Genomic DNA, 26,246 nt, shown 5'->3' with positions numbered 1-26,246 from the left:
TTTCATCATCACTGGGCCGAATATGTTGGCGTTACTCAGTTTTCGATGTCCAGCGTGCGTCTACAACGGCCGGCCGCGGCAAGTGCGGGCATATCGATCCGCTGTCCGTAGGGGCGCGATCAGCAGCATACTGGTGGCCAGTGCCGCCACGACGGCCACCGAGCGTCGCGAGGCGGGCTGGTCACGGCGTGGCACCGTCCCGCTGCCGGGCGATGCCGGAGTTGGCTGCAGCGGGTGGTGAGCGGACCGAGCCGTGCCGCTGAGGTCACGAACGCCACGCCACGCGGAATCCGTTGACGGTCGTTGAGTTCGTTTGCCGACTCGGCGCGGCATAATCCATCGAGACGTTGTGGGAGAAAAACCGACCGACCGACTGTTACCCGAGGTGGCTGACGCTGCGGTTTACAGCCCGTTGATAAACGTTTCGACGACCGAGAGACCGAACAGCTTGCTGCCGACCGAGGCATGACTGGCAGATCCACCGAACGACAACTCGAACCGCGCCGATCGATGATTCGGAGAGGAGTGATTTTGAGTTTCACGGGAGTCGACAGCGAGGATGCTGTCGCCGAAGCTGTCGTGAGCGTGCTCGAACGCGAGAATGCGCGTGATTTCACGCTGTGGCCGAAACTCGCCGAGTCCGGCCTGCTCTCGGTCGCATTGCCCAAGCGCTGCGGGGAGGATACGGGCCTGCTCGAGGTATCGGCGATGCTCACCGAGCTCGCCGCCGACGCTGTCCAAGTGCCGGCATTGACGACATTCGGCTTCGGAGTGCTACCGCTGGTGGAAGCCGCTCCGAAAAGTTTGACGCAGCGAATTCTCTTTGCTGTAGCGCAGGGCGCGATACTTACTGCCGCGCTCAACGAGCCCGGTGCGCCTTGTGTGGCGACCCCGAGAACAGTGGCGGTGATCAAGGGTGGGTCGGTGCGGATCACCGGTCACAAGGTGCGCGTCCCGTATGCCGGGTCTGCGCGCTGGATTCTGGTGCCCACGGATTGTGGGGTGGCCGTCGTGGATTCCTGCGCAGCCGGTGTCAAGTGTGTCCGAAGCCCCGGTGTGAGTAGTGCACCGGAGTATTCGGTGTACTTGGAGCAGGCCGAGATCCCAGCAGAGCAGCTGTTGATCGACGGCGCCGCGACGTTGCAGCGGCTGGCGGTGGCGACAATCGGGTCCGTCGCCGACGGGTTGCTCAAAGGACTGCTGAGGGTGCTCACCGAACACATCCGGATCCATCGTCGGTTCGGGCTGGTGCCCGCCGAGGTCCGCGCGGCAAGACGGGAGTTCGAAGAGGTCCATGACATGTCGCGGCTGTTGCAGACAGCATCGCGATCGGCGAATCAGTTGCTGTCGCACCGAGACGACCATCCCGAGTACGACGAACGGGTCCGCGACGAGCTCGGGACGCTCGCTCACTGGATCACAGCACAGCTGCCCGCGGCTATGAGCAAATGTCACCGGTTGCACGGCGGTCCCATTACCGCAGAGCCGTTCCGCCGCTACTACGCACAAGTCGAGGACCTGGTGCGCTGGCTCGGCGATGACTCGTTCCCGATGTTCGCTGCCTTGCGGAAGGCCGCGTCCTCCCGGGCTTGACCAGCCGCAAGTGCGGAGAACGGAAGACCTCATGATCGGAGTTGCGATGGCGGAAGGCGGAAACGGCGCGGGAGCATGGCCGGCTGTCGACCCCACACCCGTGGTCCGCACTGCGGCCTGGTGCTGGCAGGGCCCGCCCGGACCGCAGCGAGCCCTTGCTGGGCGGGCCTTCTCGTCCCGGGCCGGGCCGTCGGCAACGACTTGCCGACGGCCCAGCCGCATCACCTGTCAGACGTAGGTGTAACTGACGCCGTTACTGGTTCCACCTGCGGTGATGACGGTGATATCCACCGTCCCCGTCCCGGGAACAGCGATCGCGGTGATCTGCGTATCGGAATCCACGGTGAAGTCGGATGCCACGATGCCGAACCGGACCGATGCGCCGGTAGCGAGACCTGTCCCGGTGAGGACAACCATGTTCCCGCCTGCTTCGGGTCCCGACGCCGGGTTGACCGACGTCAGAGCGGGAACCGGAACATAGGTGTAGGACACGCCGTTGCTGGTTCCATTCGGTCCGGTGGCGGTGACCTGGACCGTACCCGTTCCGGCAGGAGTGAAAACAGCGATCTCCGTATCGGAGTCGACGGTGAACGACGTCGCCGGCGTGCTTCCGAACGTGACCGCGGTGACTCCGGTCAGGCCGCTCCCGTTGAGGTAGACGAGGTGTCCGCCTGCTTCCGGACCCTGGAACTGGAAGATCGACGCCAGTGCCGGGACATAGGCGTAGGAGACGCCGTTGCTGGCACCACCCACAGCGGTGACGGTGACCTGCACGGTGCCCGTCCCCGCCGGGGAGACGGCCGTGATCTGCGTATCGGAATCGACAGTGAACGACGTCGCCGCCGTACTTCCGAACAAGACCGCACTGGCAGTGGACAGGTTCGTACCGGTGAGCGTGACTGTGGTCCCGCCTGCGGCCGAGCCCGAACTCGGGCTGACCGACGTCAGAGCGGGAGCCGGAACATAGGTGTAGAAGACCGCGTTGCTGGTGCCGCCCGGTGTGGTGACGGTGACCTGCACGGTGCCCGTCCCCGCCGGGGCGACGGCCGTGATCTGGCCGGCGGAGTCCACGGTGAACGAAGTCGCCGGTGTCACACCGAAACCGACCGCGATGGCTCCGGTCAAGTTCGTCCCGGTCAAAGTGACGGTTGTCCCGCCGGCCTCCGGGCCCGCACTCGGACCGACCGCGGTGAGAGTGGGAGCCGCGGCACAGCTGCAGGGAGTACAGTTACCCGTCTTCGTGATGGTGAACTGCAGCGTCCCGGTCACGGTAATGGTCGTGGTACTCGCGCATGGTGAATACGTATAGGAGACATCATTACTGGTTCCACCCGGGCCGGTGACGGTGACCTGCACGGTGCCCGTCCCCGCGGGAGCGGTGGCGGTGATCTGCGTGGGGGAATCGATGGTGAAGGCGGCTGACGTGGTACCGAATTGCACGCTTGTGGTATCGGCGAAGCCGGTACCGGTGATCGTGACGCTGGTACCCCCCGTCGCGGGGCCGGACATCGGGGCGAGGGAAGTGATGGTAGGCATGGCGCTGCCCCTCTATTGCTGAATAGTTCCTGGGCACCGTGTGGTGCTCGGTGGTGTCGGCGGCCCGCCTTTTCCATTAACGCCCCTGCACCGGTTGCCGAGCAATGCATCTTCGATCCGGTTTAGTCCGTTTCCAATTCGGCTTTCGAGCGGCAGCCGCTATCTTGTCGAGCATCGTTTCCGAAGGGGCAGGAGGACACGAGACCGGGCCGCCGGCACATCGTGCCGGCGGCCCAGCCGAATCACCTGTCAGATGAAGGTGTAGGCGACGCCGTTACTCGTCCCACCTCCTGTCGTCGCGGTGATCTGCACGGTGCCGGTTCCGGCGGGAGAGACTGCCGTGATCTGGGTCGCGGAGTCGACCGTGAACGAAGCCGCCGGTGTCGCACCGAAATCGACTGCGGTGGCGCCGGTCAGATCGGTTCCGGTGAGAACTACCGTCGTGCCGCCCGCTGCCGCCCCCGAATTCGGGTTGGCCGTACTCAGCGTGGGCGCCGGGACATAGGTGTACGTGACACCGTTGCTGGTTCCGCCCGCCGTGATGACAGTGATCTGCACAGTCCCTGTCCCCGGAACAGCGGTCGCGGTGATCTGTGTATCGGAGACGACGGTGAAGTCGGACGCGGAGATACCGAACATGACCGCGCCCGTAGTGGACAGGCCCGTTCCGGTCAGGGTGACCGTGTTACCGCCTGATTCGGGCCCTGAGGTGGGGCTGTCCGAGGTGAGGGTGGGCACCGGGATATAGGTGTAGGACACGCCGTTGCTGGTGCCATTCGGGCCGGTGGCGGTGACCTGCACGGTGCCCGTCCCCGCCGGGGCGAAGGCCGTGATCAGCGTGTCGGAGTCGACCGTGAACGACGTTGCCGGTGTCGCGCCGAAGGCGACCGCGGTGACCCCGGTCAGGCCATTCCCCGTGAGGAAGACCTGATTTCCGCCTGCTTCTGGCCCTTGGAAGGGGAACGCCGAACTCAGGGCCGGGACATAGGAGTAGGAGACGCCGCTACTGGTACCACCCACGGTGGTGACGGTGACCTGCGCCGTTCCTGTTCCGGCGGGAGTGACGGCTGTGATCTGTGTGGGAGAGTCGACGGTGAACGACGTCGCCGGGTTCCCGTCGAAACTGACGTCGGTCGCTCCGGTCAGATCCGTTCCGGTGAGCACGACCGTCGTGCCGCCCGCTGCTGTTCCGGAATTGGGCACCACCGTGGTCACTGTGGGAACCGGAACAAAGGTGAAGGCCACACCATTGCTGGTACCACCGGGGGTAGTGGCGGTAACCTGCACTGTCCCCGTTCCGGCCGGAGAGACCGCCGTGATCTGCGTCGGGGAGTCGACCGTGAACGAAGCCGCCGGTGTCGCACCGAAACCGACCGCGGTCGCTCCCGTCAGATCCGATCCGGTCAGCACGACCGTCGTCCCACCCGCCACCGGTCCCGAACTGGGAACCGCATTGCTGAGAGCGGGAACCGGAATATAGGTGTAAGCGACGCCGTTGCTGGTGCCGCCCGCGGTGGTGGCGGTGACCTGCAACGTCCCGGTTCCGGCGGGAGTGACGGCCGTGATCTGTGTGGGGGAATCCACGGTGAACGAGGTTGCCGGTGTCGCACCGAAACCGACCGAGGTTGCCCCGGTCAGATCGGTTCCGGTGAGGACAACCGTCGTCCCGCCCGCTGCGGTTCCCGAGTTCGGTGCCACCGTGGTCAGCGCCGGAGCCGGAACGTAGGTGTAGGCCACGCCGTTGCTGGTCCCGCCCACGGTAGTGGCGGTGACCTGCACTGTCCCCGTTCCGGCCGGTGAGATCGCCGTGATCTGCGTCGGGGAGTCGACCGTGAACGACGTTGCCGGTGTCGCACCGAAAGCGACGGCTGTCGTACCGGTGAGGTTGGTCCCGGTGAGAACGACTGTCGTGCCTCCGCTGACCGGACCTGAACTCGGCACCACCGTGGTCAGCGCGGGGGCCGGAACGTAGGTGTAGGCGACACCATTGCTGGTACCGCCCGCGGTGGTGGCGGTGACCTGCACGGTCCCGGTTCCGGCGGGCGCGACCGCGGTGATCTGGGTCGCGGAGTCGACCGTGAACGAAGCCGCCGGTGTCGCACCGAAAGCGACGGCTGTCGTACCGGTGAGGTTGGTCCCGGCGAGAACGACGGTTGTCCCACCACCCTCCGGCCCCGAATTCGGCACCACCGTGGTCAGGGCGGGGGCCGGAACGTAGGTGTAGGCGACGCCGTTGGTGGTTCCGCCCGCGGTGGTGGCGGTGACCTGCACGGTCCCGGTTCCGGCGGGCGCGACCGCGGTGATCTGGGTGGCGGAGTCGACGGTGAACGACGTAGCCGGTGTCGCACCGAAACTGACCGCGGTTGCCCCGGTCAATCCGGTCCCGGTCAGGACGACCGTCGTACCGCCGGTGACCGGACCCGCACTCGGTACCACGGTGGCCAGTGTGGGAACGGGGACGTAGGTGTACGTGACGCCGTTACTGGTTCCACCTACCGTCGTGACGGTGACCGCGACGGACCCCGTCCCCGCTGGGGTGACCGCGGTGATCTGGGTGGCGGAGTCGACCGTGAACGAGGCCGCCGGTGTCGCACCGAAAGTGACGGCTGTGGCCCCGGTCAGGTTGGTCCCCGTGAGAACGACCGTCGTCCCGCCGGTGACCGGCCCCGCACTGGGTACCACGGTGGTCAGAGTGGGAGCTGGGACATAGGTGTAAGCGACGCCGTTGCTGGTTCCGCCCGCGGTGGTGGCGGTGACCTGCACGGTCCCGGTTCCGGCGGGCGCGACCGCGGTGATCTGGGTGGCGGAGTCGACGGTGAACGACGTAGCCGGTGTGCCACCGAAAGCCACCGCCGTCGTTCCGGTCAGCCCTGTCCCGGTGAGAACGACCGTTGTACCGCCGGTGACCGGACCGGAACTCGGCGCCACCGTGCTGAGCGTGGGAACCGCGACATAGGTGTACGTGACCCCGTTACTGGTTCCACCTACCGTCGTGACGGTGACCGCGATGGACCCCGTCCCCGCCGGGGTGACCGCGGTGATCTGGGTCGCGGAGTCGACCGTGAACGACGTTGCCGGTGTGGCACCGAAAGTGACGGCTGTTGTGCCGGTCAGATTGGTCCCCGTGAGGACGACTGTGGTTCCGCCGGTGACCGGCCCCGCACTGGGCACCACGGTGGTCAGGGTCGGAGCTGGGACGTAGGTGTAGGCGACGCCGTTGCTGGTTCCGCCTGCGGTGGTGGCGGTGACTTGTACGGTTCCTGTTCCGGCGGGTGCGACGGCGGTGATCTGGGTCGCGGAGTTGACCGTGAACGAGGTTGCCGGTGTGGCACCGAAAGTGACGGCTGTAGTTCCGGTGAGGTTGGTCCCCGTGAGGACGACTGTGGTTCCGCCGGTGACCGGCCCCGCACTGGGCACCACGGTGGTCAGGGTGGGAGCTGGGACGTAGGTGTAGGCGACGCCGTTGCTGGTTCCGCCTGCGGTGGTGGCGGTGACTTGTACGGTTCCTGTTCCGGCGGGTGCGACGGCGGTGATCTGGGTCGCGGAGTTGACCGTGAACGAGGTTGCCGGTGTGGCACCGAAAGTGACGGCTGTAGTTCCGGTGAGGTTGGTCCCCGTGAGGACGACTGTGGTTCCGCCGGTGACCGGCCCCGCACTGGGCACCACGGTGGTCAGAGTGGGAGCTGGGACGTAGGTGTAGGCGACGCCGTTGCTGGTTCCGCCTGCGTTGGTGACGGTGACTTGTACGGTTCCTGTTCCGGCGGGTGCGACGGCGGTGATCTGGGTCGCGGAGTTGACCGTGAACGAAGTAGCTGGTGTGGCACCGAAGTTGACCGCGGTGGCTCCGGTGAACCCTGTTCCGGTCAGGACCACTGTCGTTCCGCCGGTCACTGGTCCCGAACTGGGGACCACTGTGGTCAGAGTCGGTACGGGGATATAGGTGTAGGACACCCCGTTGCTGGTTCCGCCTGCGGTGGTGACGGTGACTTGTACGGTTCCTGTTCCAGCGGGTGCGACGGCGGTGATCTGGGTCGCGGAGTTGACCGTGAACGAAGTAGCCGGTGTGCCACCGAAAGTGACGGCTGTGGCTCCGGTGAATCCTGTTCCGGTGAGCACGACCGTCGTTCCGCCCGCCGCTGGTCCGGAATTCGGCACCACCGAGGTCACGGTGGGCACGGCGACGTAGGTATAGGGGAGTCCATTGCTGGTGCCACCAGCAGTGGTGACGGTGACCTGTACCGTCCCTGTCCCCGCGGGAGCGACCGCCGTGACCTGCGTGCTGGAATTGACCGTGAACGAGGTCGCCGGTGTACCACCGAAAGTGACCGCGCTGGTGGTGGACAGCCCCGTGCCGGTGAGCACGACCGTTGTGCCGCCGGTGACCGGCCCCGAACTCGGGGTGAGCGACGTGAGGCTGGGAACTCCGGCATAGGTGTAGGCGACGCCGTTGCTGGTTCCACCCGAGCCGGTGACCGTGACCTGGACGGTACCGGGCGACCCGGCGGGAGCGGTGGCCGTGATCTGAGTAGGCGAATTGACGGTGAAAAGTGTTGCGGTGCTGCCGAACCGTACCGTCAGCGGGCCGGTGAAGTTGGTGCCGGTGATCACGACACTGTTGCCGCCCGACGCGGGTCCCGCGGTCGGCGAGATGGATGTAATGGTCGGGACGATGACATAGACGAAGGTGACCGGGTTGCTGGTACCACCCGGCCCGGTCACGGTGATCGACACGATGCCGGTCCCGGCCGGGGAGACGGCAGTGATCTGGGTGTCGGAATTGACCGTGAACGAAGTAGCCGGTGTGCTACCGAAATTGACCGCGGTGACTCCGGTCAGGCCCGAACCGGTGAGGGTGACCGTCGTCCCACCCGAAGTCGACCCTTGGCTGGGACTGACACTGCTCAGGGAGGGAACAGGCAGATAGGTATAGGAAACCCCGTTGCTGGTCCCGGCCGCGGTGGTGACGGTGACCTGGACGGTACCCGCTGACCCAGCGGGCGCGATGGCCGTGATCTGGGTGGAGGAGTTCAGCGTGAATGTGGTTGCCGTGGTGCCGAATCTGACCGTCGTGGGACCGGTGAATCCGGTGCCGGTTATCGTGACGCTGTTCCCCCCCGTCGTTGGACCCGACACGGGGGAAATGGAAGTGATCGTAGGCATGGCGGAGCCTCCTAGTCGCTGTGATGCTGGTTGCTCTGCACCGGATTGGTGCACGACTCGATTTGCGGCCCGCTCTTCCATTAACGCCCCACGACTAGTTGCTGGGCAACATGTCTGCGATCCGTTTTCGTCCGTTTTTGATGTCGGCGACGGAGACGAGTAGCGGCTTGTCGGATGCTTCGCTACCGCGAGACCAGTTCCTCGCGTGCCCGGTTCAGCCCGGGACGGTCCAGCCGGGCTCGGCGGTTGCGTGGTCGGCCTTGCGGCCGCGATCCTGACCCGGCATGCGCTTGCCGCCGCGCAGATCGTTCTCCAGCGGAGCGTGTTCCGCGGACCCATCCACGCGGAGCACTCCGGGGAATAAGGCACATCGGCCCGATAATTGTGCGCGACCTCGGATTTCCCGTTCGCGGTACGAGAACCCATCAGGGGTTTGCGCGGGTGACGGCTGGATGGTGGGCAGCTGGTGCCGCCGCAGCCAGCCCTGTCGGCGCGTTGCCGGGGCGGCGTAGGGTCCGGCTGGTCATGCTGATCCCCCTCAGCTGCCTGACGCCCGCACGAGCAGGAGGCCGCCGCTGCCGATTTCTGCCGGTCCTGAGCATCGACCCGCAGCAAAATCGAAGCGCGGGCAGTCCTACCGGGTCGACCACGAACGACAACGGCCCGATCCTCGTCGGTGACCTGCGGGCGAACTCATCGAATGGCACATACCGTGACCGCACCCGCCCGGGCCCGGCTGCTCGACGCCGATGGCTTCACGACCAGCCGTAGCGATGCTGTCGAGGATCAGCCGCTACGCGATGCACGAGTTCCATTCGGCGTCGTAGGCGGGGCGCCACCGGTAGTAACTGGAGTCCAGATTGCCGCTCATGGACGGACGCCCGTACTCGGGTTTCCACCCATACCAGTGGTGTGTTGCACGGCCCGGCGGCGGTGCGCGGACGTAGCTGTGGGTATGGCAGTGATCCCACACGCTCGCCTGGACGCTCACACAGCCCGCGCAGGCGGTCGATCGGAGGTCTTTTGATTTCGGCATCCCGACTCGATCTTCTTCATGGATCGGTCGGCGTCGACGACGAGTGTGGGCCCAGTCGGCAACGCCTCCTCGCTCATCGTCGCCGGCATCGGGATCGCGCAGCGGCCCGTTGGTGCCAGGGTGCCGGCGCGTCCAACGACTCGGTGACCGGGCAATGGACCCGCCGGCCACGCGATCGAGCGCCCCCGCGGCGGGCTGACGATCAGCCGTCGATGGGCACGGTCACGGCCTGGCAGTGCTGCTCACAACCGTGCAGACCGACGACTCACCATCGCTCCCGCCGCTGCTCGACGCGGTCGCGATGCCCCGCCTCGACGGTGGCCCACCCCGACGTAATCCCGATGTGGTGAACGCCGACCGTGCTCCTGCTGCACCGTCGAACCGAAAGGTTGTGCGCAGCAAAGCATTCGAGTCGGATTCCGCAATGCCGCGACCACGTCGCCAATCGCAAACGCACGGGCGGCTCCGGTCGCCGGCCACTACCGAGTCGGACTCGCCCTGGCCCTCATCGTCGAATTGCTCGAATCATTGCGAGACACAACCTGGTCGTGGCGGCCGATTGCCGAGGGACGCTGGACCTCGTCGACCGACCTGTTGTCGCCGAGCGCTGCCCGCCGGAATCGACCGCCACGTCCTGCCCCGTTGGAGCCCTTCCGAGCTGGACCGGGTAGAAGCTCGCGTGCCACCGCGTGTGGGCCCCGGGGCATCAGTTCATGCGGAGGTGGGGTCGAACTCGGCGGTGACGCGGTCCACGAGCTTCTTGGCTTCGGAGCTGTCGTGGTCGGTGGGCAGCTCCACGGGCTGTCCGTCCAGCGGAACGGTTATCGGCCGACGGTTCGCCAGCACCTTTCCGGCACCGTCGCCGAGCGGTAGACCGGCCGCCGCCCGAATGCGGTCCATCACGATGTCGGTGCCGACCGGGGGGAGGGCTACGACACCCTGCGGCCACTGCACGCCGTTGATTTCGAAGAACCCATGGTAGCCGCCTATGTGCTGATACCCGACCTGGTTCCAGTACAGATCATCTGGCGTCGAGCCTTGCGTTTGGTCTATCTCATTGTTGAACGTGCCCTGGAACACGCCGCTGGTGGGGTCGAAGTGTGCATATTGGCCTGACATGGACGCCTGCATCTTCAGCAAGTCGAACACAACCTCCATACCACCGGGGGCAGGCCGGTTGTTCTTGGAGTAGAGAGCCTTGGCGCCATCAATGTCGGGCGGGTTCCACATGTGCGGGACGACGTCGAGGTCGTTGGCGTAGCGCTTCACTTGTTGCAGGCGCTGGGTGGTGTAGTTGACGAATTCCTGATTGCAGAAACTCGGTCCGGCGGTGGATAGCACGCTGATCCTGGCTTTCTCGGAATTGTCCCAAAGCCACTGGGTGTCACGCAGGAACAGGGCCAGCGTGAGTGACAGGGCACCACCGAGGCTGTGGCCGGTGACGGTCAGGTCGATCGCCTTGTCGCCGAGCCCGCTCAGGAACTCCGGCAAGCTGTGACCGGCGCCGGGACGAGGCCCGGAGGGTCTGATGCCGAGGAGGGTTTTCACCCCGATGGCCGTGCCGATCGTGTGCCAGGCCGCGTTATTCGCGAACCACGGCGTCTGGAGAATGAAGGAGTCCTCGACCAGCCAGTCGAACACCAGTGCGTCGCTGCTGCCGGCCATGGCGATCACATACCGGGAGCGATCCTCCATGCTTCGCACCATGTACAGGGCGTTGACTGCGTACAAGTCGGTGTCGAACAGCGCGACTCCCGGACCCCAGACGATCTCCCACCCTCCGATGACCTCCTGGTTGGTGTCGAGATACTGCTGGATCTTCTGAGCGAGCGTGCCTTCCAGGTCGCTGTCCACTTTGCTGATTCCGTTGACCAGATTCGCGTACTCGCACAGCTGGTATGCGATCTTGTCTTGCAGAGTCGGCTCATTGGTCGTCGTGGATCGTGCAGTCATGTACCGCTCCTTACCGTGTGAGTTTCATCCGAAACAGAGGAGAAAGCGGTGACGCGAATTGCGCCCGCGCCGGGGAAAGAACATCCCGGACCGGTAGCTGTGTATAGGAGTCTAGACGATCCACCACACCTGCGGGCGAATAACCTGCCTGTCCGGGACCACGTCGTCGCCCACCGACAGAGGATCGGTTCCCTTCGACGATGACGCACCGGCGCCAGGTCCGGTTGTAGTCGGCCCGGGGGATCCAAGTCTGCGAGAAGTCACGCTCAACGGGGGGTATGGCTTTTCGGTGGTGTGTACCCGTCTGGCCATCGCGTGGTGTCGTCGTAGTAGACGCCGAAGAGGTTCGCCCCGGTGAGGTCGGCACCGGTGAGATCGGCACGGGTGAGATCCGTGAAGATCAGTTCGGCGCGGGTGAGGTTCGCGCTTTTGAGGTCTGCGCCGGTGAGGTCGGTTTTCAACAGGACTGCGTCGCGTAGGTCCGCGTCCAACAGGTTCACGTCCGTGAGATTCGTGCCGAAGAAGGAGGACTCTTTGAAAGAGGAGGCGTACATGAACGCCGAGGGGAGATCCCCGTGGTCGAAGCTGACCCGGTCGAAGTGTGCCTCGGACAGGTTCATTCCGGTCAGGCAGGTGTGTTCGAGCGCAAGTTTGTCCTTGTTGTCGTGGCGGATGTCGCGCCTACCGATCACGGTGAGCGCAGCCTGAATGTCGACCGGGACCGGTTCACCGAAGGGCACACGTTCGCACGCCGATGCGGTGGTGTGGGTGCGTAGAAACGCCGAGAGCACCGCGAACACTGTCGGGTGGTCATCGGGGGAGTCCTTGGCGAGGCGTTCGAGCAGATAGATCCCCGAGAGACGGACGTCGGTCTTGTTGGAGGCGAGTTGTTCGGCTGCCAGCCGAAAGCGGTCGGTGACCGCTGTCTGCTGGGTGGCGCTCAGCGACTGGGCGGTGAACCAGAGGGCACCGGCGGCGGTGAGTGTCGCGCTGAGGGTGGCCACCGTCGTTGCGATCGCCGCGGTCTTCGTCCAGCCGGACCAGTGCAATGCCCGCCTCAACCGTGACGTCGGCGTAGGGCGGCTGGGCGGGAGCAGGGAACGGCTCCGGCCCGCGACCCCACCGCGGCGCCGCCGTGGCCGTGTGCCCTCCGATGTCCTCGTCGACACTCCACAACGGTAGCTGAAGTGTTGCTCTGATCCCTCTGTGGGTGTCTGCGCGGCTCAGTTTCCGCGTGTTCTCCACTGCGTGGGGCTGCAACCGTAGCGTTGAGGAAACCAGCGGGAGAATTTGCCAGGGGAGGAGAAGGACAGCAGCTCGGCAATCGCGGTAATGGTGTGGCGGCGACTGGAGGCGATCCTCGGACTCCGTCGGCCCGGGCGAGTGCGTGACCAGTATCGGCCATACCTAGCGCAGGCGCTCCGGCTACCGATGCGTCTTTTCTACCTATCCCGCAATCCTCGGTTTGTCGGTGGTCGGCGGCTACGCCCAGCGGGATCGAGGGGTTCTCGCCGGATGTGGTCGCCAACCGCACCGCGGAACGCGCGGTGATGACGGCGAAGAAACCCGGTCGGCACTCCACCCCCGGGTTCGGACGTTCGAAGGCCGGCCTCCGCGCTCGAGGGAGACCGGTGGAAAGGGTTGCCGTCGGCCGAGGCAGACGCTTGTCTGAGCCGGCCGGCACGAACAGAAATGGTGTCTGCGATGACCGACGTACTGCCCCTTGCCTACGGGTATCTGCGCGACGATCTGCTCGGCGAACGCGACGCAGCAGAAGACACATTACGAGCTGCCGCGATCGCGCTCGGCTACGAGCTCGGAACGGTGTTCCACGAGCCACGGTGCCGGAGCGAGGGGCTTCCACCGGCGTTCGTCGATCTGCTCGCCGAATGTCGGCGGGCAGCCGCGGAGGCGGTGATCACACCGCACGGCCATCTGTCCGAGACAGTCTCCCGAACCGTTCTGCAGACGGCCCTGATAGCGCGTTGCGAGTTGGTCGTCCACGAGGTCGGTTCCTGATGCCGAACAGACCCGACACGATCCGCCGCCCCGCTTCGGTGCGGTCCACCTGCCCATCGCCCGCAGCGCCGAAGCCCGCTCCCGTGGCACGTTCTAAGGCCACGCTGCGCTCGTACCCCGAATCCACGCCGTTGGATTCCGGTCCGACCAGGCACCTGACCCTGGCCGATTGGAGAGCAGTGGCCGGTTGGCTCGATCCCGGCCGTACTCCGCTCGAGGGTTGGATGGGTTCGGAGTGACTGGTTGCGCGCGCTTCTGTATCACCGTTCGACGGTGTTGAAGATCCTGCCATGGCTGAGTCAGGGGTCTCACCGGCGTCGGGTGCGGTCTGGCCGGTCGGTCATGCTGTGGCGTTGCTGCGAGATCCGCTGACGTTTCTCTCCTCTCTGGCCGACGCCGGCGATGAGCTCGTGAAGATACGAATCGGTCCTGGGGCCGCGGTCGTGGTGTGTGACCCGGACCTTGTCGATCGAGTCCTTCGTGACGATCGCACTTTCGACAAGGGTGGCCCGCTCTTCGATGTAGCGCGAAACGTGGTGGGGGACAACGTGATAACCTGCCCACACAGTATGCATCGGCGGCAGCGGCAATTGATCCAGCCGACGTTCAGCCGCTCCCGGCTCGAAAACTACGGCCGAGCGATGACGGCCGAGGCCGATGCTATGACCGCCGCTTGGCGCGACGGTCAGGTCGTGGATATGTTGGCCGAGGCTTTGCGCCTGACTACACAAACGGTGATGGCGACCATGTTCTCCGGCGCACTCGCACCGCACGTCCGCGATCGAGCATTGGATGATGTCACGGTTATCGTCAAGGGGCTGTACCGGCAGATGCTGTCGCCGCCGGTGCTGAATCGGATACCGACTCCCGGGAACCGCCGGTATGGGCGAGCGCGCGCAAGTCTCCGCGAGTTGATGACGACAATTGTCGCGGAGCGGCGGATCGATGGCACCGACCACGGGGACCTTGTTTCGGCCATGCTCACGGCCCGAGTCCCCACCGAGACAACCGCAGCCGTCGACACCGGCGTCGGCATGACCGACAGCCAGATCTGCGATCAGCTCATGTCCTTCTTCATCGCCGGATCAGAGACCACCGCGAGCGCGCTGGCCTGGGCATTACATCTGCTCGTGGCCCATCCCGACATCGAGGAACGTCTGCACGAGGAAACGGACCGGGTGCTCCACGGGGCTCCGGCTCGCTACCAGGACCTGCCCTACCTGCCGCTGACGGGGCGCATCATCGCCGAAGCATTGCGGCTCTATCCTCCCGGCTGGTTGTTCACCAGAACGGTCACCGCCGATACGCGACTGGGCAGCTACGACCTTCCCGCCGGAACCTCTCTGGTGTACAGCCCCTATCTCCTGCACCTGCGCAGCGATCTCTATCAGCACCCGAATCGGTTCGATCCCGACCGATGGGACGCCCCACAGCCGCCGGTCCGGCGGAAGGCGTTCATGGCATTCGGCGCCGGCCCGCGGCGATGCGTCGGCGAGGCATTCGCTGTCACCGAACTGTCACTGGCACTGGCCACGATCGCCAGCCGGTGGCGGATACGCCATCGAGTCGGCGAACGGGTCCGTCCTGCGGTGGCGATGGCCCTGCATCCCCGCGAACTGCGGATACGCATCCAGTCAGCCAGTCGGGGCGTTGCTCGGCCGTCAGCAGAAGGTCACCGATGAGGGTTTCCGAACAGCCTGCTCTGCCCGGGATCTTCTGCCCGATCGAATCGAACATCCATCCTGCGGTCGACACGATCGAAAACCGGTCGATCGATTGGTTGAGGGTCGGCGCGTTCCTCGATGACCCCCACCAGGGACGCGCACTGGTCGCGACCAGATCGGCCGAGTTCATGGCGAGGATGGCACCGCACGGCTGCGTTGATCGACTGCAGATCGCTTCGGATTGGGCCTACTGGGGGTTCGCATTCGACGATCGCTTCGACCGTGGCCCGCTGTCGAAGGATCTCGGTGGGTTCGTGTCCTATGCCAACAAGATCGTACGTGTGCTGGAGGCGCCCGGATCGCAGTTGGTGGAGGCGGATCCGCTGGTGCGCGGGCTCATCGATATCTCGACACGGTTCGCCGATCGTGTGACACCGGTTCAGCATCGTCGATGGATTCAGGCCCACCGTGCCTGGCTGTTCGGGGTCTGCGCCGAGATGAGTACGACCACGACGCCGAGCATCGACGAGTACCTCGCCATCCGGATCAACAACGCGGCAGGCGAGGTCGTCACCGTCATCACAGAACTGGTGAACGAGTACGAACCTCCCGCGGCGGAGTTGGAGCTGCCGAGGGTCCGGGCACTGACCGAGATGGCACGTGTGCTCGCGGCACTGGACAACGACTTGCACTCCCACCCCAAGACAGTGGCTTTGAACGAAAGCAACCAATACAACCTGCTGACGGTGATCGCGGCGCGCCATGCCTGCGGACCGGGCGAGACCATCGCTCGAGCCGTGCGGTTGCGCGACCGGATCATGTGCCGGTTCCTCCTCGCCGGAGCACAGACCAGTGGGCTGAGCAGAGACACCCGTCACTATCTCCACGGTCTACGGCATGTGGTCCGCGGCAACCTCGATTGGGCGCTCGACGTGGAACGGTACACAGTCGACGGTCGAACTGTGGCCGACCGTTTCACTATCAACGATTCACCTACCGATTCATCGCCCGATGCCCCAGGGCTGTCGTCGATCAACTGGTGGTGGCAGGTATGACGATGTGATTCGTGCAGGTTGTCCATGCCGAGCTCATGCCGGCGACAGCAGTCGCCGGCATCGATGGCTGTGTGCGAATCAAGTTTCACCGACCGGAGAAGCTGTCTCGCGCGGCCGGGCTTCAGCCGACATCGGCGAAGAACCGCCGGATGTCGCCGACGAGCAGCTCGGGGGCCTCGTGCGCGGCGAAGTGGCCCGCGGCATCGTTCGGGCCCCCGATCGCCGAGCCTGCGTCGTAGGAATTCCAGCTGACGATGTTGCTGTGGTCACGCTCGGCGAACCGGCGGATCGATTGGAAATCGCCCTTGAACATGGCAAGTGCGGTGGGGGTCGTGGTCGGGCCGGTCGGGCGGTCGGTGCTGTGCGCCTCCTCGTAGTAGTACCGGACCGAGGAGGCCGCGGTGCCGGTCAACCAGTAGAGGGCAACGTTGCCGATCACGAAATCGGCGTCCAGGCTTTCACCGAAAAGCTGAGCGTTCCAACCCAGCAGGCCGATCGGCGAATCGGAGAGCGCGTAGGCCAGCGTCTGCGGCTGCTGGCTGCACAGGATGTTGAAGCCCATCTTGTTGTCCTGGAACCACTTCAGGTGTTCGAGCGCCGCCAGATCCGCCGGCGAGAGGCCGACGAACTCGGCGGGGTCGCCGGAAGGGAACGAAAACAGTTGCGTGACATGGACCCCCACCACCCGGTCCGGCGCCAGGCGACCGATTTCCGGGGAGACCATCGAGCCGCCGTCGTTGCCGATCGCACCGAAGCGCTGGTAGCCGAGCCGATCCAGCAGTTCGATCCAGGCCTTGGCGACACGCCGCATGGTCCAACCGGTGCTGTGCGTCGGGCCGGAGAAGCCCATGCCGGGCAGCGCCGGAATCACCAGGTGGAAGGCGGGATCCTCAGCAGACTCCGGCGCGGTCAGCGACTCGATGATGTCGAGGAACTCGAGCACCGAGCCGGGCCAGCCGTGCGTGAGGACCACCGGCAGCGCGTCCGCGCGAGCTGACCGGATGTGCAGGAAGTAGATGTTCTCGCCATCGATCTCGGTGGTGAACTGCGGGTAGGCGTTCAGCTTCGCCTCGAGCGCCCGCCAGTCGAAGGTCTCCAGCCAGTACTGCGCCAGGCTGCGCACCCGATCCTCGGGCACCCCGTAGGAGTCGCCGACGCCGGGCAGTTCGCTCGGCCACAGGGAGCGGCGCAAACGGTCGGCCAGATCGTCGAGCTTGGTCTGCGGAATGTCGACCTGGAAAGGCTCGATGGTGCTCACGGCGATCTCCTTTGGAAACGGAATGCTACGTTCTGTTTCAACCTTAACAGAACGGATCATTCCGTTTCAAGCTCTGGGTCGTGCCGAACCCGGGTGGTGCTCCAGCCCAGAAGGCCTTACATAGCCGAGAGGCGCAGGCGGCCCGCAACGGCGGGGTGGTCCTGGACGTCGTTGATTTTTGGCGGCGAGCACGCGGCGAACTCGATCGGATGAACGGAGTATTCGTCGACGTTCGAGCGCTAACCGGGCCCGGTGGTGTCCGATGGCTTCGTCACCGGCGTGACGGTGCCTTCTTTGCTGGGGATCAGAGACGAGGATTCGAACGGCCGCGCTGTGGCCTGCGCGCGGCTTCGGCGCTCACGTGAGCCTGTCGATCGGCAGGTACGAAAGAGCGGATAGCCGCTCGGGAGCCGATCATCAATTTGTGAAGCACGGCGGCCATTTGCGCGTCGACAGTCTTGTAGGAGCTGCCGCGCCGGGCAGCGATGGCCGTGTTGGTCCACCCCGCCGCGGCGAGTACGGCGACCTCCTGCTCGGCCTCCGACAGCTGCTGCCACGGTGAGGGGCGGCCGCGCCGGACCGGATGCTCGACGGGCAGTTTGTCCATGGACAGGTTTCCCAATGCCAGCTGCGCCACTTCGCCCAGCTCCGGCCGCAACAGCGCACCCTCTCGTTCGGCCTCCGCGAAGGCGTCGTCCCCCAATATTCTCCGGGCGGTGTCTGCGGCGAGTTCGGTCTCGGTGGCGAACGGGCCGAGGTGGGCGATATCCACGCCGAGCCCTTCACGAAGCGTGGCCCCGCCGCCGATCAGGCGTGCGATGTCGCGCGCCTGGGCCGTCACGGCTGCGGACGGTTCATCGCCGACGGCGCCCACCATGCGAGCCAGGGTCCATGCCAGCATGTGCACGGCCCATACCGCGCCCCACCGGTCGCGCATCGCGAGCTGTTCCGACAATGTCGCGCGCCCGAGGGCAAGCGCCTCGTGCATGTCGCCGTGCTTACTCGACGCGACCACCCATGCCAGCTTCGCCCAGCAGATCGCCCATTGGGCACCCGAACGCTCGGCATTGCGGAGATGGGCGCGGCAGGTTTCCAGCGCTTGTTCGGCTGTGCCGAAGAACGCGGCGGCCAGCGCTTCGAACAATTCGCTCATCGCGGCACCGCCCTCGTCCCCCTCGGCGGCGAAACGCGCCCGCGCCCGGGCCAGGACGTTGATCGCCCGCGTATCGCAGCGAATCAGCATCAGTTCCGCACCTCGGGCGAATTCGACCGCGGCGGGGAGCCCGAGGTCCACGTCCGGTTCCTCGCGCCAGCGCAATCGGTCTTCGCCGCCGGGCACGCAGCGGGCGACGCATTCGTCGAGCAGATGTTCGGCGTCATGGTGCACGCCCTGGCACATACTGATCCAGGCGATCAGCGACATCGCCACGACCTGCAGCGGCACCGGTTCGGGGTCGAGGTCCCGGGTTGCCGCGAGCGCGCGCTCGGCCCACCGGCGCGGTTCCCGCAATGAGCCGGTCAAGAACGGGATGCGCAAGGCGATCAGCCCGGCAGCGATCTCGAGTCCGACCGCCGACTCGCCCGGCGTGGCGATACTGCTCTCCATGGCCGACAGCAGGTTGTCCCAAGCGGCTCGCGCCCAATCGAGCAGCGCCTGCTCGTTGGGCCCGAACCAACCGGCACGGGCCGCGGCCACTTTGTCGCGGTAGTAGCGGCGGTGCCTGCGCGCCAGCCGGTCGGCTTCCGTACCGTGGTCCCGCAGGCGTTGCTGGGCGAAGAGGCGAATGGTTTCGGCCATCGAATAACGCACCGTGGTCTCGGTCAAGTGGATCGAGACCAAGGACTGATCCACCAACCGCACCAGCAGGCCTTCGATCTCGGCCCGGGCCAATCCGTCCGCACGGCCGGGGTCGTCGTCGGCGCACACCGCCTCGATGGCTTCCAACTCGGCACCGACATCCTGTCCGGCCGCGTCGGGGCTGTCGCTGCCCATGTCGTACCCGGCCGCGAATACCGACAGGCGGTCGAACAGCAGTCGTTCCTTGTCCCGGCAGAGCTCATAGGACCAAGCGATGACATCGCGGATGCCACGATGCCGGATGTCCGCTCCGACTCTGGGGCCGTTCTGCCACTGTAAGCGCCGGTCACCCGCCGCACCGCTGAGGTCACGCAGAATCATGGGCAGCGGCTGACGGGACAGTCGTGCGGCCGCCAGCCGGATATAGAGCGGGTGATTGTGTACATGCCGGCAGATCGCGGCAGCCAGATCGGTTTCCTCGTCGGCGAGGGTATGCCCGACAAGGTCGGCGCGGGCGCGGAACAAAGCAAGCGCCTGGTCATGCGACAGCGCGGGCACCGGCACCAGCTGTTCGTCGACCCACCCGATCGCCTCGCGGCTGGTGGCCAGCACGGTGAGCCCGGGTACCGCGTCGAGCAGGCCGGCTATCGCAGCGCCCGCACCGTCGAGCACATGTTCGCAGTTGTCCATGACCAGGATCGTCTGTACATTCCGCCCGGCTGCGTCGCGGCGGCGCAGCGTGTCCAGTACCGCGTCCCATGCCGACCTTCCGGAGAAATCGGCCTCGATCACCGAGCCCGCGATCTGTTCCTCCACCGCTGTCGCCTCCGCGCCCCGGGGCAGTACTGCCAGCCGTACCCAGTGCACCGGGACGCGTCGCGCCCGTTGGAAGCGCTGCACGGCCTCGGTCGCCAATCGGGTCTTTCCGATGCCACCCGCACCGATCAAGGTCACCAGGCGAGTACTGCCCAGCAACGCCATCCCGATTCTTTCCAGCTCCCGATCGCGGCCCACGAAATCGTTGGCCGCCGCGGGCGGCAATCCGCTGACAGAAGTTCGTCCTGCCGACACATTGGCAGCCTAGCTGAGCTAACTCAGCGTCTTCAGTGCCGCCGCGTCGTAGGGCTTCAGCTCATCGATCCGCCCCGCCAGGACCTTTGACGCCCACTCCGGGTCCTGGAGCAGGGCGCGACCCACGGCGACCAAGTCGAATTCGTCGCGCTCCAGGCGATCGAGGAGGTTGTCGAGGCTGCCGAGCTCGGCGCCCTCGCCCGTGAACGCACGGAGGAAGTCGCCGTCGAGGCCGACCGAGCCGACGGTGATGGTGGGCTTGCCGGTGAGCTTTTTGGTCCAGCCGGCCAGGTTCAGGTCCGAGCCGTCGAACTCCGGGCGCCAGTAGCGGCGGGTGGAGGCGTGGAAGGCGTCTACGCCGGCCGCGGCGAGCGGAGCCAGGATCGCCTCCAGCTCCTGCGGGGTCTCGGCGAGCCGCGCGTCGTAGGCCTCCTGCTTCCACTGCGAGTAACGGTAGATCACCGGGAAGCCGGGCGAGACGGCCGCCCGAACCGCGGCCACGACCTCGGCGGCGAACTTGGTACGGGCCACGGCATCACCGCCGTACCCATCGTCACGGCGGTTCGTCCGCGCCCACAGGAACTGGTCGAGGAGATAGCCGTGCGCGCCGTGCAGTTCGACGCCGTCGAAGCCGATGCGCTCGGCGTCCGCCGCGGCTGCGGCAAAGGCGCCGATGACGTCGTCCAGTTCACCCTGGGTCATCGCCTTACCGAGACCCTCGGTGCCGTCGACGCGGATACCGGAGGGGCCGACGGCGGGCGCATCGGGGTAGGGCGCGTCGCCCTGGTTGCGGACCATGCCGATGTGCCACAGCTGCGGCACGATCGTGCCGCCCGCCGCGTGTACGTCCTCGGCGACCTTCGCCCACCCCGCCAACTGCTCCTCACCGTGGAACCGTGGCACACGGTCGCTCTGCCCGGCGGACTCGTGGCCGACGTAGGTGCCCTCGGTGACGATCAGGCCCACACCGGCGGCAGCGCGGCGGGCGTAATAGGACCGCACGTCGTCGCCAGGCACGCCGCCAGGGGAGAACATGCGCGTCATCGGCGCCATCACGATGCGGTTCGGGACGGTCAGGCCGTTCAGCGTGACGGGCCGGGACAGGATCTCGGCCGTGCGAGAGACGTCGGACGCGGTGACGATCACTGGGTACTCCTCGTTCGATGGTTGAGAACTTCAAGCAATGGCCACACGCTAGGGGTAGATATTTGAGATAGTCAAGTTTCTGCGGATAAGCTGGCTGTCATGGCAGAAGCTCCCCGCGTCGACACGGCCCAGCTGATGGAGCTGCTCTCGGTGTCGCTCGGCGCCTACTACGGCGACTTCACCGCCGCGGCGGCGAGTGAGAACCTGACAGCGAGCCAGGGCAAGGCGCTGACCGTGCTGCGCCGGGGTCCCGTCGCGATGCGCGCGCTGGCCGAGACCTTGGCCTGCGACGCCTCCAACGTCACCGGGATCATCAACCGGCTGGAGAAACGTGGCCTCGTGCGCCGGGAGACCAGCACATCCGACCGGCGCGTCACCAATCTCGTCATCACGCCCGAAGGTGAGCAGGTGATCGATACGATCCGGGCGAAAATGCGCGCTACTCGAGACGGCCTGGACAGGCTCAGCGACCAGGACCGGGATTGTCTGTACGCACTGCTGGAACGGGTGTTCGTCGCCCGGCTCGGCACCCGAGCGTGAGTGTGGAGGCGCGTCGGCGTCCGTGGGCCGACCATCGGCAGGTTGATTGCGTGGCGGCGGAGTAAGTCTGTCGCGCGGCAGGCTGTTCGGTGCCCGATACGCCGGAGACGGGCACGAGTCGTAGTTGTGCGTGCCGGTGGCTGTCCGATTTCGTCGGCGGAACCATGTGGATCGCGGCGGCTGTCGCGGTGCCGCGATCCACATGATTCTGTCCCGGCTCATCGAACGCGGCCCGGCGTCGTGACGCGCGGTCTCCGATGAAGTTCAGGCCGGGATGCGGTCGTCGGTGAGGAAATCGTCGACGAAGCGCAAGGCCCGGTCCTCCAACGCCGCGAAGTGGGCGTCGCGCGCGGCGCCGGTGAGCGCGTCGTCGAGCAGCAGATTGCCCTCGGCGTCCAGGCGCTGTGGTTTCTCCTCGGCTCCGGGCAGCAGTCCCACCGTCGACTGCGTCAGGCCGCAGTAATAGGCAATTCCGTCGTTGAGCTGTGTGCTCAGTGCCTGCTGCATGAGGTCGACGACTCCGTCGTCGTCCGCCGCGCCGGCCAGGCCGAGCCACAGCATCCGCTTGCCCGCGAGCCGGGGTTTGCTGCGGCCGTAGGCGAATCCGTAGTTCCATACGCGATCGATCCAGCCTTTGAGGATCGCGGGTGTCTGCATCCAGTACACCGGGAACACCGCGACGATTACGTCGGCGGCGAGGATGCGCCGCATATGGTCCTCGACCTCAGGGGAGTAGGTCTTGTCCCGGTTGTTCCAGTCCGGGAGATCGGCGGCCGTCATTCGGGGATCGAATCGCTCGGCGTGCAGATCGAGCAGGTCGATCCGGTAGCCCGCCGCGGCGAGGCGGCGGACGGTCAGCCCGGCGATATGTGCGGTCAGCGAGTCGGGACGGGGATGGGCGACTACGACCAGTGCGGTGCGAGTGGCCGGGGCGTCCTCGATGGGGTGGCTCGGCACGGGGTCCTCCCTTGCGGTCCGGTTTCCGGACGATCGGTTGTGCGGTCGGGTTCCATTTCACACCCGATCTTGTGGACGATCTATGGGTAAAGATCTACATTCGATAGGAGTTCGTCTATTCTCGTGGAGTGGATCCCTTGAGTAAATTGCTGGGTGGCATCCGCGCCGAAGGAGCCGTACTCACCCACGCCGTCCTGGAGGCGCCATGGACCATCCGCTTCGCCGACCGTGCGCCGTTGACCATGGTGACGGTGCTGCGGGGCGGTGGCACACTGCTGCTTTCCGACGATGCGCAGCAACGGATCTCGGCCGGAGACACCGCGATCGTGCGTGGTCCGGAACCGTTCCTGCTCGCCGACCGGCCCGAGTCGGTCGACCTGCCACACGACGAATACGAGGTCGCCTGCTTCGCGGCGGATGCGGAATGCGAAGCGGGTCTGCAAGGCGGAAGGTGGGGTAAAGACCCGGCCGGCGAGACTGCGCTGATCGTCGGCGCCTATCGGGCCTCGGGTCGGCGCCATGAACGGCTACTGCGCGCGCTGCCACCCGTGCTGGTGGTGTCGGACGACCCGCAGGTATGCGCCTGGATGGAATCGGTCGCCGCGGACGCGGCCGCGCGGCCGGCCGGAGCCCAGGCGCTGATGGACCGGCTGCTCGACTGGGCGCTGGTGTGCACACTGCGTGACTGGTTCGACAAGGAGGCCGCCGAGGCCCCGGGATGGTATCGCGGGCCGGCCGACCCGGTGGTCGGGCCGGCGCTGGAGGCGATGCACCGGCAACCCGCCGCCGGCTGGACCGTGGCGTCCCTGGCGTCTCATGCGGGCGTCTCGCGTGCCCTGTTCGCGAGGCGTTTCACCGAGGTGATGGGGCGGTCGCCACTGGCGTACCTCACCGAATGCCGGATGGACGATGCGGAGGAACTGCTCTCCGACGGGACTCTCACCGTGGCGCAGGTGGCCAAGGCCGTCGGCTATGCGGATGCTTTCGGTTTCAGCGCGGCCTTCAAACGGCACCGGGGCATGCGTCCGAGTGAGTTTCGCACCACCTCGCGCTACACACCGACGCTGCCGATCCACTGAGCAAGTCCGGCGGCTTTCCCTCAGTTGGTTCGGGCGTCGTCCTGGACGGAATCCAGTCGAACCGGACCCGCGCGGCTGAACCTCACGAGCCGCCGCGCGGAGCTGAGGGATCGGTACGACGGCACGGCGCCGGGTCGAAGCCCACCGCGCAGTACTGTGAGTCGTTCACCTGCGGGGCGGGTGTCCGGCTGGACGAGAGAACTGACTACACATGAGCGACGAGCAACAAATCCTCACCCCCGGCGACACTTGCTGGCAGATCGCGCGGGCCGATCGGCTGGCGTGCATTGTCGATGCGGCGGACTATTTCCGCCATGCCAAGTCCGCGATGCTGCAGGCGCGCAAGCGCATCGTGCTGATCGGCTGGGACTTCGACACCCGGATCAAGTTCGAACCCCAGGAGAAGACCCTCGAAGGGCCCGATCGATTGGGTGAATTCCTTTCCTGGCTGCCGAAACAGCGACCGGATCTCGATATCTACCTGCTGAAGTGGAATGTCGGCGCGTTCGCGGCGATCAGCCGTGGCATGACACCGATCTTCGTCATCAATTGGATGACCGATCGGCGGTTGCACCTGGAAATGGACGGCGCGCACCCGATCGGTTCGGCGCACCATCAGAAGATCGTGGTGATCGATGACGCGCTCGCGTTCTGCGGTGGCATCGATATGACCGTCGATCGCTGGGACACCAGCGACCATCGGGACGACGACCACTACCGAACCGAGCCGAACGGCAACCGGTACGGACCATGGCACGACGCGACCACTGCCGTCGACGGCGAAGCGGCGAAGGCGATCGGCGAGTTGGCCCGGGCCCGGTGGAAGGCGGCGACGGGACAGCAATTGGCCGCGGTCGACGAGATCGCCGGTGACACGCCATGGCCGGCGGGGCTGGAGCCGACGATGGAGTCGGTGGAGGTGGGTATCGCGCGCACCCTCCCCGAACTCGCCGACCGCGCCGAAGTCCGGGAAGTCGAGGCGTTGTATCTGGCGGCGATCGCGGGCGCCACGCGGTCGCTGTACATCGAGAGCCAGTACCTCGCCTCGCGCAGGCTCGCCGAGGCGATCGCCGCGCGGCTTCGTGAGCCGAACGGTCCGGAGATCGTGCTGGTGCTGCCGCGGCACGCCGACGGCTGGCTCGAGCAACAGGCGATGGATGGCGCCCGCCGGCGCTTGCTGCATCTGTTGTGGAAGGCCGATACCGAGAACCGGTTCGGCGTCTACTACCCCGTCACCGCGGCCGGTGCGCCGATCTACGTCCACGCCAAGGTGCTGGTGATGGACGACCGGCTGCTGCGGGTGGGATCGTCGAACCTCAACAACCGTTCGATGGGATTCGACACCGAATGCGACCTGGCGGTCGAGGTCACCCCCGCCACCGCGGACGGTGACCTGCTGCGGGAGACCATTCTCGAGGTACGGCGCAGGCTGATCTGCGAACATCTCGAGGCCGAACCCGCGAAGTTCGACGCCGTACTCGCCGAGACGTCGTCGCTTCTGCGCACCGTCGAGACGTTGCGCGGCGGCGGCCGGACTCTGGTGCGGTTCGAGCCGGGGACCGTCGAGGGCGAGGACAGCCCGTTGGCGGAGAACGAGCTGATGGATCCCGAACGCACGCCATCGGGCCTGTGGGAGAGCTCATTGCTGAGCCGGGGGCTCCGCAGGCTGAAGGCAGCGGCGGCGGTGCGATCTCGACCGGCGGCGTGAGCTGCGGCCCGGCCTGAGCCTCGACCTGCTCGCGGCGCGCGATTGCGTGTCGCCGCCGGGGAGTACGCGGCCATCCTGCGGGCTGAGCCTGCGGCACTCAGTCGGCGAGATAGCGCAGCATCACCGCGGTGTCGAAGTGCCTTGTCTCGGCCAATCGGAGCCGGACGCGCTTGTCCAGCGCTGGGAACAGCGGTGTGCCGCCGCCGAGCACCACGGGCAAGAAGAACAGCTGGTACTCGTCGATGAGCCCGTATGGCATCAGCGAGGCCGCGAGACTCGCACCACCGACCTCCATGACGCCATCGCCTCCAGCCTTGAGCCTGCGGACCTCCTCGACTGCGTTCTCGCTGATCAGCGTGCTGTTCCAGTGGACCTCGGTGAGCGTCCGGGAGAAGATCACTTTCGGCTTCTCCGTCCAGAGCCTGCCGAACTCCCGCTCGATGGGCGGCGCGTCCTCGGGCACGTTCGGCCAGTAGTCGGCCATCAGCTCGTACAGGCGACGACCGTGCAGCGAGACCTCGATATCGCGGTAGCGGTCGTTGTGGAACTGGTGCAGTTCCTCGTCCGGGTCGGTCCAGTCGATGCCGCCGTCGCGGTCGTTGATGTAGCCGTCCAGGGACACGCTGAACCCGTAGATCAGTTTCCTCATGACCGAGTAGACCTCCTCTGCATT

Annotated in this window: 18 protein-coding genes; 7 read left to right on the top strand and 11 right to left on the bottom strand. The window is 66.2% G+C overall.

Going from position 1 to position 26,246, the window contains the following annotated elements; genetic code table 11:
• Positions 1-531 precede the first annotated feature (531 nt).
• Positions 532-1,593 carry an acyl-CoA dehydrogenase gene (locus tag ACWEKR_RS24545; RefSeq protein WP_452356456.1) on the top strand — a complete coding sequence of 354 codons (1,062 nt, stop codon included), beginning with the start codon at positions 532-534 and terminating at the stop codon, positions 1,591-1,593.
• Between the two features lie 228 nt (positions 1,594-1,821).
• Here ACWEKR_RS24545 and ACWEKR_RS24540 read toward each other — a convergent pair whose 3' ends face one another.
• The 6 genes from ACWEKR_RS24540 to ACWEKR_RS24515 form a co-directional block, all read right to left on the bottom strand.
• Positions 1,822-3,129: an IPT/TIG domain-containing protein gene (locus ACWEKR_RS24540; RefSeq protein WP_452356455.1), complete on the bottom strand. Its 1,308-nt coding sequence runs from the start codon at positions 3,127-3,129 to the stop codon at positions 1,822-1,824.
• A 249-nt stretch (positions 3,130-3,378) separates the two neighbouring features.
• Positions 3,379-8,289, bottom strand: a complete 4,911-nt coding sequence (locus ACWEKR_RS24535; protein ID WP_452356454.1) for a beta strand repeat-containing protein — start codon at positions 8,287-8,289, stop codon at positions 3,379-3,381.
• Between the two features lie 214 nt (positions 8,290-8,503).
• Positions 8,504-8,632, bottom strand: coding sequence for a hypothetical protein (locus ACWEKR_RS24530; protein ID WP_452356453.1), 129 nt, complete (start codon positions 8,630-8,632; stop codon positions 8,504-8,506).
• A 1,404-nt stretch (positions 8,633-10,036) separates the two neighbouring features.
• Positions 10,037-11,278, bottom strand: a complete 1,242-nt coding sequence (locus ACWEKR_RS24525) for a lipase family protein (protein ID WP_452356452.1) — start codon at positions 11,276-11,278, stop codon at positions 10,037-10,039.
• A gap of 266 nt (positions 11,279-11,544) precedes the next feature.
• The gene (locus ACWEKR_RS24520) at positions 11,545-12,282 is read right to left on the bottom strand and encodes a pentapeptide repeat-containing protein (RefSeq protein ID WP_452356451.1); all 738 of its coding nucleotides are present in this window, start codon (positions 12,280-12,282) and stop codon (positions 11,545-11,547) included.
• Positions 12,283-12,501: 219 nt separating this feature from the next.
• A complete protein-coding gene (locus ACWEKR_RS24515) occupies positions 12,502-12,603 on the bottom strand; it encodes a hypothetical protein (protein ID WP_452356496.1) in 102 nt (33 codons plus the stop codon).
• Positions 12,604-12,982: 379 nt separating this feature from the next.
• On the opposite strand from ACWEKR_RS24515, the gene ACWEKR_RS24510 reads away from it, so the two are divergent.
• The 3 genes from ACWEKR_RS24510 to ACWEKR_RS24500 all read left to right on the top strand — a co-directional run bounded on the left by ACWEKR_RS24510 (position 12,983) and on the right by ACWEKR_RS24500 (position 16,016).
• Positions 12,983-13,297, top strand: a complete 315-nt coding sequence (locus tag ACWEKR_RS24510; RefSeq protein WP_195088875.1) for a hypothetical protein — start codon at positions 12,983-12,985, stop codon at positions 13,295-13,297.
• Between the two features lie 290 nt (positions 13,298-13,587).
• Positions 13,588-14,979 (top strand): cytochrome P450, encoded by a 1,392-nt coding sequence (locus tag ACWEKR_RS24505; protein ID WP_452356450.1) that lies wholly within the window; start codon positions 13,588-13,590, stop codon positions 14,977-14,979.
• Positions 14,976-16,016 (top strand): terpene synthase family protein, encoded by a 1,041-nt coding sequence (locus ACWEKR_RS24500; protein WP_452356449.1) that lies wholly within the window; start codon positions 14,976-14,978, stop codon positions 16,014-16,016. The genes ACWEKR_RS24505 and ACWEKR_RS24500 overlap by 4 nt, the downstream gene beginning before the upstream one ends.
• Before the next feature lie 121 nt (positions 16,017-16,137).
• Here the strand turns inward: ACWEKR_RS24500 and ACWEKR_RS24495 are convergent, their stop codons facing one another.
• The 3 genes from ACWEKR_RS24495 to ACWEKR_RS24485 form a co-directional block, all read right to left on the bottom strand.
• Entirely contained in the window at positions 16,138-17,274 is a 1,137-nt protein-coding gene (locus tag ACWEKR_RS24495; protein WP_452356448.1) for an epoxide hydrolase family protein, read from the bottom strand.
• A gap of 304 nt (positions 17,275-17,578) precedes the next feature.
• A complete protein-coding gene (locus ACWEKR_RS24490; RefSeq protein WP_452356447.1) occupies positions 17,579-20,143 on the bottom strand; it encodes a helix-turn-helix transcriptional regulator in 2,565 nt (854 codons plus the stop codon).
• An 18-nt stretch (positions 20,144-20,161) separates the two neighbouring features.
• Positions 20,162-21,289 carry an NADH:flavin oxidoreductase gene (locus tag ACWEKR_RS24485; RefSeq protein WP_452356446.1) on the bottom strand — a complete coding sequence of 376 codons (1,128 nt, stop codon included), beginning with the start codon at positions 21,287-21,289 and terminating at the stop codon, positions 20,162-20,164.
• A 99-nt stretch (positions 21,290-21,388) separates the two neighbouring features.
• Here ACWEKR_RS24485 and ACWEKR_RS24480 point away from each other — a divergent pair, with 99 nt between their 5' ends.
• On the top strand, positions 21,389-21,829 hold the full coding sequence (locus tag ACWEKR_RS24480) for a MarR family winged helix-turn-helix transcriptional regulator (protein WP_452356445.1): 441 nt from the start codon (positions 21,389-21,391) through the stop codon (positions 21,827-21,829).
• A 264-nt stretch (positions 21,830-22,093) separates the two neighbouring features.
• On the opposite strand, the gene ACWEKR_RS24475 is transcribed toward ACWEKR_RS24480, so the two are convergent.
• Positions 22,094-22,786, bottom strand: a complete 693-nt coding sequence (locus ACWEKR_RS24475) for an NAD(P)H oxidoreductase (protein WP_452356444.1) — start codon at positions 22,784-22,786, stop codon at positions 22,094-22,096.
• 128 nt (positions 22,787-22,914) lie between these two features.
• On the opposite strand from ACWEKR_RS24475, the gene ACWEKR_RS24470 reads away from it, so the two are divergent.
• On the top strand, positions 22,915-23,865 hold the full coding sequence (locus ACWEKR_RS24470; protein WP_452356443.1) for an AraC family transcriptional regulator: 951 nt from the start codon (positions 22,915-22,917) through the stop codon (positions 23,863-23,865).
• A gap of 211 nt (positions 23,866-24,076) precedes the next feature.
• The gene (locus tag ACWEKR_RS24465) at positions 24,077-25,573 is read left to right on the top strand and encodes a phospholipase D-like domain-containing protein (protein WP_452356442.1); all 1,497 of its coding nucleotides are present in this window, start codon (positions 24,077-24,079) and stop codon (positions 25,571-25,573) included.
• Between the two features lie 97 nt (positions 25,574-25,670).
• Here the strand turns inward: ACWEKR_RS24465 and ACWEKR_RS24460 are convergent, their stop codons facing one another.
• A complete protein-coding gene (locus ACWEKR_RS24460; RefSeq protein ID WP_195088882.1) occupies positions 25,671-26,222 on the bottom strand; it encodes a dihydrofolate reductase family protein in 552 nt (183 codons plus the stop codon).
• Positions 26,223-26,246 lie beyond the last annotated feature (24 nt).

It is taken from the genome of Nocardia sp. NPDC004573 (assembly GCF_053602135.1).
This window is presented reverse-complemented; position numbering and strand designations above follow the sequence as displayed.

Bases quoted from the DNA above. Each gene is read 5' to 3' on its own strand.
- ACWEKR_RS24535 (WP_452356454.1), bottom strand. From the start codon at position 8,289: ATGCCTACGATCACTTCCATTTCCCCCGTGTCGGGTCCAACGACGGGG.
- ACWEKR_RS24505 (WP_452356450.1), top strand. From the start codon at position 13,588: ATGGCTGAGTCAGGGGTCTCACCGGCGTCGGGTGCGGTCTGGCCGGTC.
- ACWEKR_RS24525 (WP_452356452.1), bottom strand. From the start codon at position 11,278: ATGACTGCACGATCCACGACGACCAATGAGCCGACTCTGCAAGACAAG.
- ACWEKR_RS24510 (WP_195088875.1), top strand. From the start codon at position 12,983: ATGACCGACGTACTGCCCCTTGCCTACGGGTATCTGCGCGACGATCTG.
- ACWEKR_RS24480 (WP_452356445.1), top strand. From the start codon at position 21,389: ATGGCAGAAGCTCCCCGCGTCGACACGGCCCAGCTGATGGAGCTGCTC.
- ACWEKR_RS24540 (WP_452356455.1), bottom strand. From the start codon at position 3,129: ATGCCTACCATCACTTCCCTCGCCCCGATGTCCGGCCCCGCGACGGGG.
- ACWEKR_RS24460 (WP_195088882.1), bottom strand. From the start codon at position 26,222: ATGAGGAAACTGATCTACGGGTTCAGCGTGTCCCTGGACGGCTACATC.
- ACWEKR_RS24465 (WP_452356442.1), top strand. From the start codon at position 24,077: ATGAGCGACGAGCAACAAATCCTCACCCCCGGCGACACTTGCTGGCAG.
- ACWEKR_RS24500 (WP_452356449.1), top strand. From the start codon at position 14,976: ATGAGGGTTTCCGAACAGCCTGCTCTGCCCGGGATCTTCTGCCCGATC.